Source organism: Maribacter chungangensis, from assembly GCF_042676845.1.
In the GTDB taxonomy this organism is placed as follows: domain Bacteria; phylum Bacteroidota; class Bacteroidia; order Flavobacteriales; family Flavobacteriaceae; genus Maribacter; species Maribacter chungangensis.
Genome location: NZ_JBHTHY010000003.1, coordinates 588,496 through 604,481 on the forward strand (window position 1 = coordinate 588,496; position 15,986 = coordinate 604,481).

General features: G+C 41.3%; 14 protein-coding genes and 1 tRNA gene. 11 read left to right on the top strand and 4 right to left on the bottom strand.

The window, feature by feature from the left end; all coding sequences use genetic code 11:
* Window positions 1–516: 516 nt before the first annotated feature.
* The gene (locus ACFQZJ_RS02475; RefSeq protein WP_379932054.1) at window positions 517–1,740 is read right to left on the bottom strand and encodes a phage integrase SAM-like domain-containing protein; all 1,224 of its coding nucleotides are present in this window, start codon (window positions 1,738–1,740) and stop codon (window positions 517–519) included.
* Between the two features lie 136 nt (window positions 1,741–1,876).
* On the opposite strand from ACFQZJ_RS02475, the gene ACFQZJ_RS02480 reads away from it, so the two are divergent.
* The 4 genes from ACFQZJ_RS02480 to ACFQZJ_RS02495 all read left to right on the top strand — a co-directional run bounded on the left by ACFQZJ_RS02480 (window position 1,877) and on the right by ACFQZJ_RS02495 (window position 4,944).
* Window positions 1,877–1,933, top strand: a tRNA-Asp gene (locus ACFQZJ_RS02480).
* Window positions 1,934–2,095: 162 nt separating this feature from the next.
* Window positions 2,096–3,049, top strand: a complete 954-nt coding sequence (gene hutG / locus ACFQZJ_RS02485; protein ID WP_379932055.1) for a formimidoylglutamase — start codon at window positions 2,096–2,098, stop codon at window positions 3,047–3,049.
* A 2-nt stretch (window positions 3,050–3,051) separates the two neighbouring features.
* Complete coding sequence (locus ACFQZJ_RS02490) at window positions 3,052–3,357, top strand: hypothetical protein (protein WP_379932056.1); 306 nt, start codon at window positions 3,052–3,054, stop codon at window positions 3,355–3,357.
* A 399-nt stretch (window positions 3,358–3,756) separates the two neighbouring features.
* Window positions 3,757–4,944, top strand: a complete 1,188-nt coding sequence (locus ACFQZJ_RS02495) for a hypothetical protein (protein ID WP_379932057.1) — start codon at window positions 3,757–3,759, stop codon at window positions 4,942–4,944.
* Here the strand turns inward: ACFQZJ_RS02495 and ACFQZJ_RS02500 are convergent.
* The 3 genes from ACFQZJ_RS02500 to ACFQZJ_RS02510 all read right to left on the bottom strand — a co-directional run bounded on the left by ACFQZJ_RS02500 (window position 4,937) and on the right by ACFQZJ_RS02510 (window position 7,595).
* Window positions 4,937–5,836: a universal stress protein gene (locus ACFQZJ_RS02500; RefSeq protein WP_379932058.1), complete on the bottom strand. Its 900-nt coding sequence runs from the start codon at window positions 5,834–5,836 to the stop codon at window positions 4,937–4,939. The two genes, ACFQZJ_RS02495 and ACFQZJ_RS02500, sit on opposite strands and share 8 nt — an antisense overlap.
* 199 nt (window positions 5,837–6,035) lie before the next feature.
* Complete coding sequence (locus ACFQZJ_RS02505; RefSeq protein WP_379932059.1) at window positions 6,036–6,740, bottom strand: Crp/Fnr family transcriptional regulator; 705 nt, start codon at window positions 6,738–6,740, stop codon at window positions 6,036–6,038.
* 174 nt (window positions 6,741–6,914) lie between these two features.
* Complete coding sequence (locus ACFQZJ_RS02510; RefSeq protein WP_379932060.1) at window positions 6,915–7,595, bottom strand: Crp/Fnr family transcriptional regulator; 681 nt, start codon at window positions 7,593–7,595, stop codon at window positions 6,915–6,917.
* Between the two features lie 116 nt (window positions 7,596–7,711).
* Between ACFQZJ_RS02510 and ACFQZJ_RS02515 the strand changes: the two genes are divergently transcribed.
* The 7 genes from ACFQZJ_RS02515 (at window position 7,712) to ccoG (ending at window position 15,896) form a co-directional block, all read left to right on the top strand.
* Window positions 7,712–10,108, top strand: coding sequence for a heavy metal translocating P-type ATPase (locus tag ACFQZJ_RS02515; protein WP_379932061.1), 2,397 nt, complete (start codon window positions 7,712–7,714; stop codon window positions 10,106–10,108).
* A gap of 18 nt (window positions 10,109–10,126) precedes the next feature.
* Window positions 10,127–10,564: a hypothetical protein gene (locus tag ACFQZJ_RS02520; protein WP_379932062.1), complete on the top strand. Its 438-nt coding sequence runs from the start codon at window positions 10,127–10,129 to the stop codon at window positions 10,562–10,564.
* A 77-nt stretch (window positions 10,565–10,641) separates the two neighbouring features.
* On the top strand, window positions 10,642–10,845 hold the full coding sequence (gene ccoS, locus ACFQZJ_RS02525) for a cbb3-type cytochrome oxidase assembly protein CcoS (protein ID WP_379932063.1): 204 nt from the start codon (window positions 10,642–10,644) through the stop codon (window positions 10,843–10,845).
* Between the two features lie 6 nt (window positions 10,846–10,851).
* The gene (gene ccoN / locus ACFQZJ_RS02530; protein ID WP_379932064.1) at window positions 10,852–13,053 is read left to right on the top strand and encodes a cytochrome-c oxidase, cbb3-type subunit I; all 2,202 of its coding nucleotides are present in this window, start codon (window positions 10,852–10,854) and stop codon (window positions 13,051–13,053) included.
* An 89-nt stretch (window positions 13,054–13,142) separates the two neighbouring features.
* Window positions 13,143–13,334, top strand: a complete 192-nt coding sequence (locus ACFQZJ_RS02535; protein ID WP_379932065.1) for a CcoQ/FixQ family Cbb3-type cytochrome c oxidase assembly chaperone — start codon at window positions 13,143–13,145, stop codon at window positions 13,332–13,334.
* Complete coding sequence (locus ACFQZJ_RS02540) at window positions 13,331–14,311, top strand: cbb3-type cytochrome c oxidase N-terminal domain-containing protein (RefSeq protein WP_379932066.1); 981 nt, start codon at window positions 13,331–13,333, stop codon at window positions 14,309–14,311. Before ACFQZJ_RS02535 ends, ACFQZJ_RS02540 begins: the two co-directional genes overlap by 4 nt.
* A gap of 166 nt (window positions 14,312–14,477) precedes the next feature.
* A complete protein-coding gene (gene ccoG, locus ACFQZJ_RS02545; protein ID WP_379932067.1) occupies window positions 14,478–15,896 on the top strand; it encodes a cytochrome c oxidase accessory protein CcoG in 1,419 nt (472 codons plus the stop codon).
* Window positions 15,897–15,986 lie beyond the last annotated feature (90 nt).

The window sequence follows — 15,986 nt, forward strand, 5'->3', positions numbered from 1 at the left end:
TCTAAATCTAAAATACCAACATTTCTTCAATCAATAAAGTGACTTCTATTAAAAACGAGACCACCTAAACGATGTAATATTGTATTCTTGCATGGAATAAAATATCTAGAAGTAGGTCTTTTAATTTTAACTATAGCACTGCCCAGTATATTATGAGCCATTTCAAAATTGAATGAAAGACTTTTGTTTTCTACTATTTTGTGGGTAAAATATCATTCCAAGCATCCAAACCTTTTTGTTGTACATTGATAACCGGGACTTGTTTCAAAAGATATTATTGGGTAAAGGAAATAGTAGTCTTATTCGCGTCCGTTTCAAGGAATCATCACGAAAAAAGTTGAACAGTTTATTTAATTGTGCTATTTCTTGTCTCAATAGGCGTTTTATAGGATTGAAATCTTCACCTAATAAACAGGAGTTGCAATTTTGAATTTACCGCCCTTTCGGGCGCTTTTTTTGTGGATAGGGAGAAGGAAGAGAAAGGCCGATTTTCAGCACGCCGACCAAGAACAGGAGCTATCCCGAAAGCTTGTCCATAATTTCGTCTTGATACTCGTCAATCTTGGCTTTCTTAAGTCCGGCCAAGTAGGCCTGCGTGGTGCTGATACGCTTATGTCCCAACATCTGGGAAATGGCCGTTAAGGGAATTCCCATATCGTTTGCACTTGAGGCAAAGGAATGACGGGCCGCGTAGCTAGTAATGTTCTCCTCGATACCGGCCAGCCCGGCCAGTTTTTTCAAATTATCGTTATACCGCTTTCTTGCCCAAACGATCTGGTTGTAGCTTTCAATAGGATTTTCACTCTTGACAACACTTAACAAGTAGTCGCTTCTTTTCTTGCCTTTGGTAAAATAGGTCAACAAAGGTTTGAGTTGGTCATGGATTTTTATGTTATAGGGTTCATCTGTCTTCTTTCTTGAATATCGGATGCGACCATCGACAATATTGGACAGTTTAAGATGGGCCATATCCACGTAGGACATGCCGTTGAGCAGGAAGCTCATCATAAAAATATTCCTGTCCCTGAACAGGGCGGTATCTTTCTCCAAATCAAGCTCTGCGATCTTGCGAACGGAATCGAGGGGAATGGCTCGTTTTTCGGGTTTTCCGCTTCGGATGACATAATCATCAAAGGCATACCCTTCCTTGTCAGCGACCCCTGCTTTTATTGCTTTTCGGTTAATCGCTCTTATGGTTCTAAGGTAGACACTTAAACCGCCCAATTTGTTGCCCTTGGCCAAATGATGTTTTTCAAATCGGTTCAGAAAATCTAGGTTCAGTTCATCGAATATAAAATCCTTGTCGTTTCTGAAATTCTTGACCGCTTTTAAAGCATGTTTGTAGGCCCTTGCATTTCCAATACGGTTCGCTTTGATCAGGTCGGCTATCTGCTTCTCGGCAAACTGATAAAAAGTAACTTTTTTGGTAGTACGGGTAATATGACTCCTTACTTCGGACACGCTCATATATTTCAATTTGTCACCATCTTCCAATTTCGTAAGGATATCTACCATGCGCGCCATTTTCTTTTGCAGAAGATTGTTCAAACGTGAAGGTGATTCTGTGCCTTTAAATGAAGGTCTTATTTTTTGCCTTTTTTCGTCCCATTCGGAAGTCGCTAATTTATGCCCTGTTCCTATACTTGTAGATTTTCGATTGTGGGTCAAACGAAAAATTAAAGGGAAGGTTTTGTTATCTTTCCTTCGTGTATCCAATGAGAGTTTTATATAGGTGGCCATCTTTAAATGTTAAAATCTGCGTGCACATGTGCACGCAGTTTGCACGCAGAATGTGGTTTTTTATGGTCTTAAATGTACCTAAATATACAACTAATCACTGAAAACCCCCGTATTTATTGGGTTTTTAATTCATATGAATTTAATTAAAATCTGCCTGTCACGCAGGGGGTCGCGGGTTCGAGTCCCGTCCAGACCGCAACTTAGGGATAAGCCTTTCAAGTAATTGAGAGGCTTTTTTTTTGCGATTACAGCCCAGGTGCTTCTACAGCACTCCGAAACTTTTTGTGTTGGGCCTTTCTAAATTTATCAGACCGAAAAAAAAGAGTTAATTTTCAAATTGATATAAAACTAAATTATGGCAAGGTATAGTCTAACGGCACAAGAATCCTATTTTGGAAGAACCTCAGGGCAAAACCTTTATTTGCACGAAAAGATTTCCTGTGTTGATATCTCCGGTATAAGACCGGCCAAGGGCAAATGTTTTGGGCTGCTCGCCTACGCTTGTGACGAAGGGGTAAAGCGTAATCAGGGCCGTGTGGGAGCTCAAGAGGCCCCCCAGGCAATTAGAAAACAATTAGGTAAATTACCTAATTCACTGGAAGCGGAAACACGAGTTTTGGATGTGGGAACCGTAACATGTATTAACGGCGAATTGGAGGAGAGTCAGAATGTGCTTGGTGAGAAGGTCCGATTACTGCTAGAAGCTGGGATATTCCCTATTATCCTTGGTGGTGGACACGATATCGCCTATGGTACCTACCATGGTATAAGAAAGCACTTTTCATCTTCTAAATCTATAGGCATCATTAATTTCGACGCTCATTTTGATTTACGTTCCAATACAAATGGCAATACTTCTGGCACCCCTTTTTATCAAATTGCCAAAGATTGTGAGAAGTTGGATGATACTTTTCAATACTTGTGTCTTGGAGTTAGAGAGGATGCCAATGATAGGGTGCTTTTTCAAACGGCCAAAGAATTGGAGGTTAAATATATTTTACGTGATACCTTTCGTATCGAGTTCCATAACGAGATCAATGCGTGGATCAATGCTTTCATTGCTAATGTAGATGTTGTTTATGTGACCATAGACTTGGATGGTTTTTCCTCTGCTTATGCGCCAGGTGTTAGTGCCCCGTCTCCAATGGGATTTACGCCAGATGTTGTTTTGGAATCCTTGAAGACCATAATCAATTCCGGTAAATTGTGTGCTTTGGATATTGCCGAACTTAACCCGGTCTATGATATAGACGACCAAACAGCACGGTTGGCCGCATCTCTGTTGCATACACTCATGCACAGCATATAGTTATGGAAGAATTTATAATAAGAGCAGACCCACAACTAAAGATTGTTTTATTCGATAATCGTTTTGAAATCCATGAACCTGAGGAAGCAATACGTGCCTACATGTTAAAGGAAATTGATTCCCTTCAAGTTGGAAAAAGGGTCAATTGGTTCATAAGCGCAATTTCTGTCGTTATTGGTTTTTTTATTGGAGACGCCGGTGATATCTATAAAGAGCGTGACCAATTGAAGTTTAACCATAAAGGCAGGCCTGCCATTGTTTCGTTAAGGGGAGGCGACCAAAACGTAACCCTAAAAGTCGCGGAGTGAATAAACCAAAATATAGGGGAAGCACTTAAAAAGTGAAGTAAAACAAAAAAAGCCTCCCTTTATGGAAAGCCTTTCATTGGATACGACCGATTAAAAACCGGTCCACACAATTTGCTCCGAACCTTGTTCGGAACACAACACAACGGGGTAAAGATACTAAAGGTTTTTAATATTTTTAACCTAGTCCTGTTTTTTCTTATTCGGACGAGCTGCATTTTTTCTAGCTAAAATCAACAAAAGCGATAAGCTAGTAGGTAGTTGAAATACCTTTTACCCGGTCGTAAGGGAAGTGTGGCGAGACTTGTCCTATTTTCTTTGTAACTAATCGATATTCAATCGGTTGCATAGTATTGCTTGCTACCTTGGTAGTCCCAACATATAGTAGAGACCTACCTAGTTATGAGTTTTCGATTATCCCTTTTTGTTTGTTTGGCAATGCTCTTTTTATCCTGTGAAAAAGACAGTGTTACGGAGCTTAATGTATTTGAAGTTACCCAAGAAATACTGCCTAACCCGCCTAAAACCAATAATTCCAGTAGCTTGGATACCCCCGTTATAAACTGGGTAGTAGGAATGCAACATGATTCTGGATTACTAGAAAGTGCAGCCCATACAAATTTTGTATCGCTTTACGATAATGCCTTGGCCACCATTCTTTTTATAAGTATAAACAAAAAGGAAAAGGCGGAAAAAGTGTTGGATTTCTATCAATCAAAAATGCAAGAGGAAGTGTTGCGGAACGGCGGCTTTTATCAGTTTAGAAATATAAACGGAGGTGAGGGTGAGCGCATTTGGATGGGAGATAATGCGTGGTTGTTGATTGCGATCAATCAGTACAAGGAAACTTATGGTAGTACCAAGTACGATGCTATGGCCAGTGGATTGGACAAATGGCTGCGGTCCTTGCAACTGGAAAATGGTGGCTTGCGTGGCGGCCTAGATCAAGATGGGTCGGAAATTCCTTTGGTTACAGAGGGGATTATAACCGCTTTTAACGCGGTGCAGGGCTTTGATGATTTTCATGTAAATATCTTAAATTATCTTAAAAATGAACGTTGGGACCCGGAAAACCAGATTTTTTTATCGTGGCCGGAAAATCCTGCTTATGCCTATGCGATGGATTTACATTCCTTAAGTAGTATTATGTTGGATGGGTTGTCTACCAACGTTCTTATACAGGCAGACAGGTATTTAACACAACAAGAACTTACGGTAAACGGAGAAATGATATCCGGCTATTGTTTTGACGAGGATAGGGATGTGGTCTGGTTGGAAGGTACGGCACAAATGGCCGTTGCGTTCCAAGCCCAGGGAGACCGGGAAAAAGCGGAGACACTAATTAAAGAGTTGGAAAAATCCATTATTTCAAGTACCATGTTAGAAAATGCAAAGGGTATACCTTATAGCAGTAACCACGGTACTTCTTACGGGACTGCCATGTTATGGGACCATGCAGACACTACGCCGGCACTGTCGTCTACGGTATGGTATTTATTTGCAAAAAATTATTTTAATCCCTTACAATTGGGTAAAAAAAACGACGTTCCCGAATCCTTTAAATTTTGGAGCCAGGAACCGTCTAGTTAGAAAAGGATGTTTCTTGGGTCTTTTTCTTTACCGATGTTCGCAAGCTAAGTTCCGGAATTACCAATAGCGGGGTATTGGTATGGAAGGCTATCCTCTTTACGACCGGTTCTCTAGTTAAACGTTCCATATAACTATGCTGGTATTGTAGCATGGCCAGAAGATGAATATCCAATTCCTCTGCAAATTTTTCCAAAGTTTTGGAAACGGAGTTCAATTCGGATACCGTATGTACGTAATGCTCAACATCGCCCAAGTATTTACGGAGCATACTCAGGTTAAATTGTTGTAGTTCGGTCAATGCCTTAAGTTCATACTGTACATGTACAATGCGTACGACCGCGTCAAACGATTTAGCGAGATCTATAACAGGTTTTAGTTCGGAAATGGTATAAAACCGGTTAAAGTCAGTTGCAAAAGCAATTTCTGTAGGCTTAATGTAGTCAAAGTTTTGTGGAATAGCGAGAACGGGACAATCCTTGACCGCTTTGATTATCCGAACGGTGTTGCTTCCCATGAACACTTCTTCAAGACCACTGGCACCTTTGGTTCCCAAAAGCACTAGATCAATATTATGTTCCGATACGGTTTCCAGCACCTCGTCTATCAACAGGCTAAAGGAAGAAATAGTTTCAAATTTATGTTTGTTGTTAACGTGGGTATCCGTTATTCTTTTCAATACCTTGGCCAATCCGTTTTTGGAACATTCGTGGGCAGCGTTTGTAAGTACCCCGTCTTCAAAAGAAGTGGCCATAAACCTGCTATGGGCTATTGCCGGGGTGTAGGTGTTAAGTAGGTAAAATGTACATGCTTCCTCTTTAAAAAGTGCTAAAGCGTACTGTACGGCATTCCAGGCATTGTCCGAAAAGTCTGTGGGAATCAAAACTCGTTTCATGTGTTTGTTTCATTAGTTGCCAATGTCACATTCAACCCTTGTGTGCCCGCGAACAGGTTTGCGATTCTTGATTACTACCTGCGGTAGCATATCATTTTAGCAAATGGGTTTCATCTAATCTTAGTAAATTACATGGTAAAATTAGCCCTAAGCTTAATCGCAAACTATGATAATTGTCAGGTTTTAATGGTGGTTTATGTTAAAAACCATCTACCATATCCTGTAGTTTTTTTTCGTTGCTAATGCCTATTTTTTTGCCGGAAGTTTTGATCAAGCCTTTTTTCTTAAACTCGGAAATTAAACGGATACAGGACTCCGTTGCCGTTCCCACAATACTGGCAATGTCCTCCCTTGAAAGTGTTAAGACCAAAAAACCGTCTTTATCTTCCCCATAATTGTTCTTTAGGTAAAGGAAAGCTTCTGCAATACGCTGCTTTACGGTTTTTTGACTCATGTTTACTACCACATCGTCTGCTTCTTTTAGGTCGTGCGCCATGTGCCGCAATACTTCTAATGTGAAATTAGGATTATTGTGCAGGGTATTCACGATGCCTTCTTTGGGAACAAAACATACTTCCATATCGCTCACGGCGGTAGCACTAAGGTTTACCTGCTCTTCTGCGATGACGGAGCGTTGCCCGATAAGCTCTCCTTTGGTAGCTAGTTTTACAATTTGGTCCTTTCCATTGGGACTAAGTTTGGCCAATTTAGAAACTCCGTCACGAACGCAGTACACTCCGTTCAGTTTTTCGCCTTCCGTAAAGATGGTTTCCCCTTTTTTAATTTTCATCGTGGTCTTTGAATCCGAGACCTTTTTGAGTTCCTCTTTGGTCATTGCCCGTAACGAGTTGAACTGACGAACGATACAATTCTCGCAACGCGTACGCATTTCTTCTTGCTCCATACCTGAATAATTTTACTCGATAATCGAGATTTAAAATGCCCCGACGCTTGTGTCGAAATCAATGCTGATGCTCCTTTTAACTTCTCGTGGGCTTGCCCCGAGGCTATTTACTAGCAAAAATACAAGTTAACAAAAATATACAACCTTTAAAATTAAAGGTTTTGTATTTTTATATTAAACAATTTTTAAAAGTTCTTTTTCGGATAATATCAGTATTTTACTAGGGGCGAGCCCAATTAAGCCTTGTTTTTTGAAACTGGCCAATAAGGTAATTACGTATTCGCTAGAGGTACCCAATACGTTTGCCATGTCTTGTCGTTTTAAGGGTACGATAAGACTGCCGTCCTGCTCCGAGCCAAACTTTTTCTTCAGATAGATTAGTAGGCCTGCCAATCTTTTTTTAATACTTCGTTGATTTTCATATAGGCCCATTTTCAAGTGTTTTTCCTCTTCATCTTCAGCAAATCCCTTTATCATATCCAAACAAAAGGTATTGTTTTTTGACAAACCTTTTAATAGGGATTCACTGTCTACACAGCATAGTGTGGTATCGGTAATTGCCGTAGCCGTGACCATGGCCCCTTTTTTGGTAATAAGGGAACGGCGTCCCATAAGGTCGCCTTTGCCTAAAAAGTCGGTAACCACTTCTTTACCTCTATCATCTAGTATAGAGAATTTACAGGCTCCCTCGCGAATGCAGAATAGGGACTGGAGCAAATCGTCCTCTGCAAATATCACGGTTCCCTTTTTTATTTTTTTTGAGCTACTATTCGCATGTAAGCGTTGCTTCTCCTTTTTGGATAGATTGTTCAAAAAATTAAGTTGTTTCGCAATACTAAGGTCACAGCTTGCCATATCCTCTGTTTTAAGATCTTCAAATTTAAAGCTACGCCCAATTTTAAAACCTGATATATGTCATATTTTAAACAGTGTAATAGTAGCAACTTTGTACAAGGTATAAGCATATTGTTATGGATAAACACAACTGTTACCATTGTGGTGATGACTGTGGCAGCGCGGTAATTGAATTTGATGAAAAAAACTTCTGTTGTAATGGATGCAAAACCGTTTACGAGATTTTTAGTTCCAATGATCTGTCCTATTATTATGATATACAACAAGGGGCGGGAGCCACTCCAACGGAGATTGAAGGAAAGTACGATTTTCTCGATACTCCTGCTATTATTGAAAGACTAACGGAGTTTAACGATGGTGATCTTCAAATTACCAATCTCTACATTCCCCATATTCATTGCAGTTCCTGTATTTGGATACTGGAAAACCTAAATAAACTTAATCCGTTTGTAAATAGCTCGCAGGTAGATTTTCCCGAAAAAACGGTGCGTATCACTTATAATAGCGGTAAAACCTCTTTAAAGGAAGTGGCCATACTTCTATCCCGTATCGGTTATGAACCTTATATCTCCTTAGACGATTTTGACAATGATAAAAAGGGCAAGGATAGGAGCTTGATCTACAAGCTAGGTATTGCGGGATTTGCGTTCGGGAACGTTATGTTCCTATCGTTTCCAGATTATTTTGACCTTTCTTCCAGTGCCGCATCGGGTGGGGAATTTTGGCTCAATCAATATGAAAACGTGTTTCGTTGGTTGATGTTTATTTTTTCGTTGCCAGTAGTGTTTTATTCGGGAGTGGGTTATTTTATATCGGCATATAAAGGACTTCGTTCTAAAATATTGAATATAGATGTGCCCATTGCCTTGGGTATTTTTGTGCTTTTTGTTAGAAGTACCTTGGAAATTATTTTTGATTGGGGCCCAGGTTTTTTCGATTCCCTTACCGGTTTGGTTTTCTTTTTGTTGCTGGGTAAGTTTTTTCAGCAGAAAACGTATTCTTTTCTTTCTTTTGAACGTGATTATAAGTCCTACTTCCCTATTGCGGTAACGCGAATTTCAAAACTAGGAAAGGAAGAAAGCGTGCAGGTGCATGAAATTGAAAAAGGAGACCGGTTGCTGATCCGGAACGAGGAAATAATTCCGGTCGACGGTATTTTAATCAGTGCGAACGCAAGACTGGATTATAGCTTTGTTACCGGTGAATCGGAACCTGTAAAAAAAGCTTCGGGAGATAAGCTGTTCGCTGGCGGAAAACAGGTACAGGGCGCTATGGAGATGGAAGCTTTGAAATCGGTTTCCCAAAGTTATTTGACACAACTGTGGAGCAATGCCGTTTTTCAGACCGATAAAGCTACCCGTTTCCAGACCATAACGGACAGTATAGGTAAGCGTTTTACCATTGGGGTGCTTTCTATCGCCTTTACGGCATCGGCCTTTTGGCTCTACCAAGACCCCACTAAGGTCATGAACGTTTTTACCGCAGTCTTGATTATTGCCTGCCCCTGTGCCATTGCCTTGGCGTCTCCCTTTACACTGGGGAACATGCTTCGCATCTTTGGACGAAAACAGTTTTATTTAAAGGACACGCAGACCATAGAACAACTCGCAAAGATAGATACGGCAATTTTTGACAAAACAGGAACCATTACTACGGTGCAAAAAAGTACGGCTACCTATGAGGGCATGCCCCTTACCGCAGAGGAGGAATCGCTCTTAAAGAACACCTTGCGCGCTTCTAACCATCCGTTGAGCAGAACCTTGTACGCTATTTTAGCGGAACAGAACATAATTACGTTGGATCAATATAACGAACATTTGGGCAAAGGACTGGAAGCTAGCAAGGGGGCGGATCATCTAAAGGTAGGTTCGGCAGATTTTGTGGGAAATCCCGAGTATAAAGACTCCTTGGATACAGCGGTACATATTGCAAATAATAACGATTACAAGGGAAAATATATATTTCACAACGAATACAGGGCCGGTGTTGCAGAGGTCTTTAAAGCCATGGGCGACACTTTGAGCTTGGCTATTCTATCAGGGGACAACGAGGGCGAAAAAGTACGATTGGAAGCCTTGCTCCCCAAACTTACGCCCTTATATTTTAACCAAAAACCTAAGGATAAACTGCGGTTTATAGATGCGCTCCAGGAACAAGGTAAGAAAGTGATGATGGTCGGTGATGGTCTAAATGATGCAGGTGCCTTGGCACAAGCGGAAGTGGGTATTGCCATATCGGAGAACATCAATGTGTTTTCACCCGCATGTGACGGTATACTGGACGCCTCTAAATTCACACAGCTATATGCGTATATATTGGCATCCAAAAAAGCGATGAAAATCATTAAACTAAGCTTTATGCTGTCTTTGGCCTATAATGTTATTGGCCTCTATTTTGCGGTTACAGGGCAGTTAGAGCCCGTAATAGCTGCCATTCTAATGCCGTTGAGCTCTATAAGCGTGGTTGGCTTCGCAACCCTTACGACCAATATGTTAGGTAGAAAACTGAATTAACCTTTAAACCAAACTAAAATGATGGAAAGATTAAGGCAAAACAGTTTATTGAAAATTTCGATCGGTATTATTTACCTCTGGTTCGGAGCGCTGAAGTTTTTTCCCGAATTAAGTCCTGCGGAAGGCTTGGCAACGGATACGATCACAAAACTGACCTTAGGTATTATCCCTGCCGATGTTTCTATTGTTCTCTTGGCCTTGCTCGAAGTGGGTATTGGAATCTGTTTTTTATTACATATTCAACCGAAAAAAATTGCGATAATAGCCTTGGGGCATTTGGTATGCACCTTTGCCCCGCTTTTCTTTTTCAATGCCATTTCCTTTAACGGGTATCCTATTTTTTTAACATTGGTGGGCCAGTATATAATTAAAAACCTCATTATCATAGCCGCTCTTGTATCCATTATAAAAGAAAGCGAGGCGCAAATTGGGCAAAGAAAAACGGTAGAAAATTAAAATAATCGGCAAACCTGACAAATGTCATATTTATTCTTTTGGCATCCCATTAGTTTTACACCAGAATTTAGGTAGGTATGAGCGTAATTTATATTTTATTAGCAATAAGTATAGCAGTAGCTATACTCTTTTTCATAGCCTTTATTTTTTCGGTAAAAAGCGGACAGTACGATGATTCGTATACGCCATCCGTTCGCATGCTTTTTGAGGACGAAATTGTGAAAACACAAGTGGGTGAACACCTACCTACATTTGACAGCAAAAAAGAACATACTAATTAATCAACTATGGAAGTACAACAGTTCTATTACGATAACAAGATCGTAAAAAAGTTTATCTACGCCACTATGCTGTGGGGAATCGTGGGGATGTCCGTCGGCCTTTTGCTGGCATTTATGTTTATGTTTCCCAACATAACGGACGGTATATCATGGTTAAGTTTTGGCCGTTTGCGGCCTTTACATACCAATGCCGTTATTTTTGCATTTGTAGGTAATGCCATTTTTGCCGGGGTCTACTATTCTACGCAGCGGTTGCTAAAAGCAAGGATGTTTAGCGACTTCCTCAGTAATTTTAATTTTTGGGGCTGGCAATTGATTATCGTTGCAGCGGCCATTACCCTGCCTTTGGGGTACACGACCTCTAAGGAATACGCCGAGCTAGAATGGCCTATTGATATTGCTATTGCCTTGGTTTGGGTAGCGTTTGGTGTAAACCTTATCGGCACCATGATCAAAAGAAGGCAGCGGCATTTATATGTCGCCATTTGGTTTTACCTGGCCACTTTTGTAACCGTTGCGGTACTCCACATCTTTAATAGTTTGGAGCTTCCCGTTGCTGCTTTAAAAAGTTACTCGGTATACGCCGGGGTTCAGGACGCCTTGGTGCAATGGTGGTACGGACACAACGCGGTAGCCTTTTTCTTAACGACACCGTTTCTGGGTCTTATGTATTACTTTGTACCCAAAGCGGCCAACAGACCGGTATACTCCTATAAACTATCCATTGTTCACTTCTGGTCCTTGATCTTTATTTATATCTGGGCGGGACCTCACCACCTGTTGTACTCTGCCTTACCGGATTGGGCCCAGAACTTGGGTGTTGCTTTTTCCGTAATGCTTATCGCTCCGTCTTGGGGTGGTATGATAAACGGTTTATTGACCTTGCGTGGTGCTTGGGACAAAGTACGTACCGACCCTACCCTAAAATTTATGGTAGTAGCGATTACCGGTTACGGTATGGCCACTTTTGAAGGGCCAATGCTGTCCTTGAAAAACGTAAACGCAATTGCCCACTTTAGCGATTGGATCATTGCGCATGTACATGTTGGCGCCTTGGCTTGGAACGGGTTTTTGACCTTTGGTATGATTTACTGGTTGGTGCCAAAAATGTTCAAAACCAAATTGGCATCCAACGGCCTGGCCAACTTCCACTTTTGGATCGGTACCTTGGGTATTATCCTTTATGCGCTCCCAATGTACGTTGCAGGCTTTACACAAGCCCTAATGTGGAAAGATTTTAACCCCGATGGTACTTTGGTTTATGGGAACTTCTTGGAGACCGTTAACGAGATTATGCCTATGTACTGGATGCGTGCCATTGGTGGCAGTATGTACATTATCGGTGCGCTCGTTATGGTATACAATGTTGTCGTAACCATTAGAAGCGGACAAAAAGTAGAAGACGAACTTGCAGAGGCAGCTGCACTTACACGAGTGTCAAGCAAGAGGACGGCTGGCGAAACCTTCCATACTTGGTTGGAGCGTAAGCCAATTCAACTTACAATTTTGGCTACCGTAGCCATACTAATTGGAGGTATCATCCAAATTGTACCTACCATTTTGGTAAAATCCAATATCCCCACCATAACCAGTGTAAAACCCTATACTCCGTTAGAGTTGGAAGGAAGGGACCTTTATATTCGTGAAGGATGTGTAGGCTGTCATTCGCAGATGGTACGCCCCTTCCGTAGTGAGGTGGAACGGTATGGCGAGTATGCCAAAGCAGGGGAGTTCGTATACGATCACCCGTTCCTATGGGGGAGCAAACGTACCGGACCGGATTTGTTACGGGTAGGCGGAAAATATTCGGACAACTGGCACTTTAACCATTTTTACGATCCACAAAGTACGTCGTCCGGTTCTATAATGCCATCCTATTCCTGGTTGATAAACAACGAGCACGATCGCAGTAACGTTCAGACCAAGATGAAAGCAATGGTGACCTTGGGCGTACCTTACAGCGATGAGGATATAGCAAACGCGGATGCGCTTATGGACGAACAGGCGACCAAGATCGAAAAGAACCTGTACTCCGATCCGGATTTTGCCAGTAGTTACGAAGCATCCAAAAAACGTGCCGCGGAAAACGGGAGCGAGTTCGTGGAAATGCGTGATAGGGAAATTGTATCCATGATCGCTTATTTACAGCGTCTTGGAACCGATATTAAAATAAAAGAAACGGACGAACTGATTTCGGAAAACAAATAGAAATAAAGAACCAAGAGTCTAGAGCCAAGAGCCAAGACCAAAACAAAGAGTCTTGTCTCTTGATTCTTGCCTCTAAAATCTAAAATATCATGTTAAAATTTGTAAAAGGATATATGGAAAGTATAGATGGGGTCGCCACCTATCCTATGATATCCCTCTTGATTTTCTTCATCTTCTTTGTAGGGCTTTTTGCTTGGGTGTTTACCGCATCCAAGGAACACATAAAAGAAATGAGTGAAATTCCACTAGATAAAAACAACCAACAAAACATAGACTTATGAAAAACATGTCTCCTTGGTGGATAAGAGTTCCACTTCTATTTTTTACGGTTTTTGGATTAATGGAGTATTTCATTGACTCCGGAGATCAACCGGCCTTCATCGCTTATCCGATTGCGTCCCTATTCCTCGTTTTTGTATTGCTGTTATTAATAGGGATAGAGGTTATTTTGGCCGCTATAGAAAACGTTATGTTCCAAACCCTTTCGGAAAAAGCAAAGGAACGTTATATGGCATCGGCCTCCAAAAAATGGGAATGGACCTGGGGAAAAGAGACCTACAACAAATTGTTGGGATCCAAGCCCATGGAAGCGGAAACAGAGATTATCCTGGATCACAACTATGACGGTATACGAGAATTGGACAATAAACTTCCACCTTGGTGGGTGTACATGTTCTATGCTACGATAATTTTTGGGATAGCCTATATGGTGCGGTTTCACGTGTTGGGCGACTATGACCAAGATACCGAATACCTTACGGAGGTGGCAATAGCCCAAGCAGAAATAGAGGAATACAAAAAAACGGCCAAAGACTTGGTAGACGTGAATACGGTAGAATTATTGACCGATGCATCCGATATAAGCGCAGGTAAGGCCATATATGAAGCCAGTTGTGTAGCCTGCCACATGCCAGATGGTGGAGGAGGAATTGGACCGAACCTGACCGATGCAAATTGGATCTTGGGCGGCGGAATCAAAAATGTATTCAATACGGTTTCCGAGGGCGGTAGGGCCGGTAAGGGAATGGTAGCTTGGAAACAAAGTTTAAAGCCCTTGGAAATGGCACAAGTGTCCAGTTACGTCCTTACCTTTCAAGGAAAAACTGCGGCAAACCCTAAAGAAGCGGAAGGGGATATTTGGATAGACCCGAATATGAAAACAGAAGCACCTGCCGTAGATTCGGTTAAACCAGAGGTAGAAGTAGAAACCTTGGAAATCCAAGAAACTACCGATGCTACGGAATCGGTTATTGAATAGGCCGATAGTTAGAAAAATAATACCTAAAGATCAAAGACCTTGTCCCAACCAAAGGCAAGGTCTTACATAATAGATAATAGGGTTGCGTACATAGAAAAGAGCGACCCGGTCACCACCAAGTCAAAAAACAACCTTCCCTTCATAACTTGTTTTAAATAAAGGACCAATGGCACAGGATCAAGAAAGTTTCAGGGATACTATAGGCACCATAAACGAAGAAGGAAAACGAGCTTGGGTATTTCCAAAAAAACCAAGCGGTAAATGGTACAACTATCGTAAATATGTTAGTTACGTTTTGTTGGCGTTTCTGTTTACGGCACCTTTTATAAAAATTAACGGAAACCAATTTTTAATGTTCAACGTGCTGGAACGCCGTTTCAATATATTTGGATTTCCATTTTGGCCACAGGATTTTCATCTGTTCGTGATATCGATGATTATCGGGGTTATTTTTATCGCACTTTTTACCGTTGCGTTTGGTCGTATTTTCTGTGGGTGGATGTGTCCACAGACTATCTTTATGGAAATGGTCTTTCGTAGGATCGAATATTGGATAGATGGTGATAGAGGTGCGCAAATAAAACTGGACAGGCAGCCTTGGAATGCCGAAAAAATTAGAAAGAGAACGATAAAATGGACAATATTTTTTATCATTTCTTTTCTTATTGCAAACATATTTTTAGCCTATTTAATAGGCAGCGACAAGCTTATGGCCTATGTTACCAACGGCCCACTTGCACATTTAAGTACTTTTATATCGCTGTTGATCTTCACCGCGGTTTTCTTTTGGGTCTTTGCATGGTTCAGGGAACAAGTTTGTATTATTGCCTGCCCTTATGGCAGAATGCAAGGGGTGCTATTGGATAATAAATCCATAATTGTAGCTTATGACCACAAAAGGGGAGAAGCTGAAAACGGGAGAAAAAAATGGCGCAAGAACGAGGATAGGGAGGCCTTGGGCCACGGCGATTGTATAGACTGTTTCCAATGTGTAAACGTGTGCCCAACGGGAATAGACATTAGAAACGGAACACAGTTGGAATGTGTAAACTGTACGGCGTGCATAGATGAGTGCGATACCATTATGGAAAAGGTAAACCTGCCCAAAGGTTTGATACGATATGCCAGTGAGGACGAAATAACCAAGAAAGAAAAATTCAAGTTTACGCCTCGGCTTAAAGGCTATACTGCAGTCTTGTTGATCCTTACCGGAATTCTTATAGGTATGTTGTTCTTGAGAAACGATCTGGAAGCGAATATTCTAAGGTTGCCCGGGCAACTGTACGAACACAAAGAAGGCGATATTATAAGCAACGTTTATACTTTTAAGTTGTTGAACAAGACCACGGATACGGTTGCCGACGTTAGCTTTAAATTGCTGTCACATAAGGGAGAAATAAAAATGGTACGCAAGGAAGAATTCCTTGTTCCTGCCCAAGGTAGGGCAGAAGGAACCTTGTTTATAGAAATAAGTAATGCCGCCGTAAAAAGTGATAAGGAAAAAGTGAAGATCGGGGTGTATAGCGGTGATAAATTAATAGAAACTACCTTGACCGCGTTCTTGGCACCTCGAAGTTTTGATTAGTCCGTAAGCGGTAGTAATAGGTAAAATGTAAAAAAGGAATTTTCTCAGTACCATCGCTAATAAAAAATAGTATCCCTCCTGCGAGGGAAA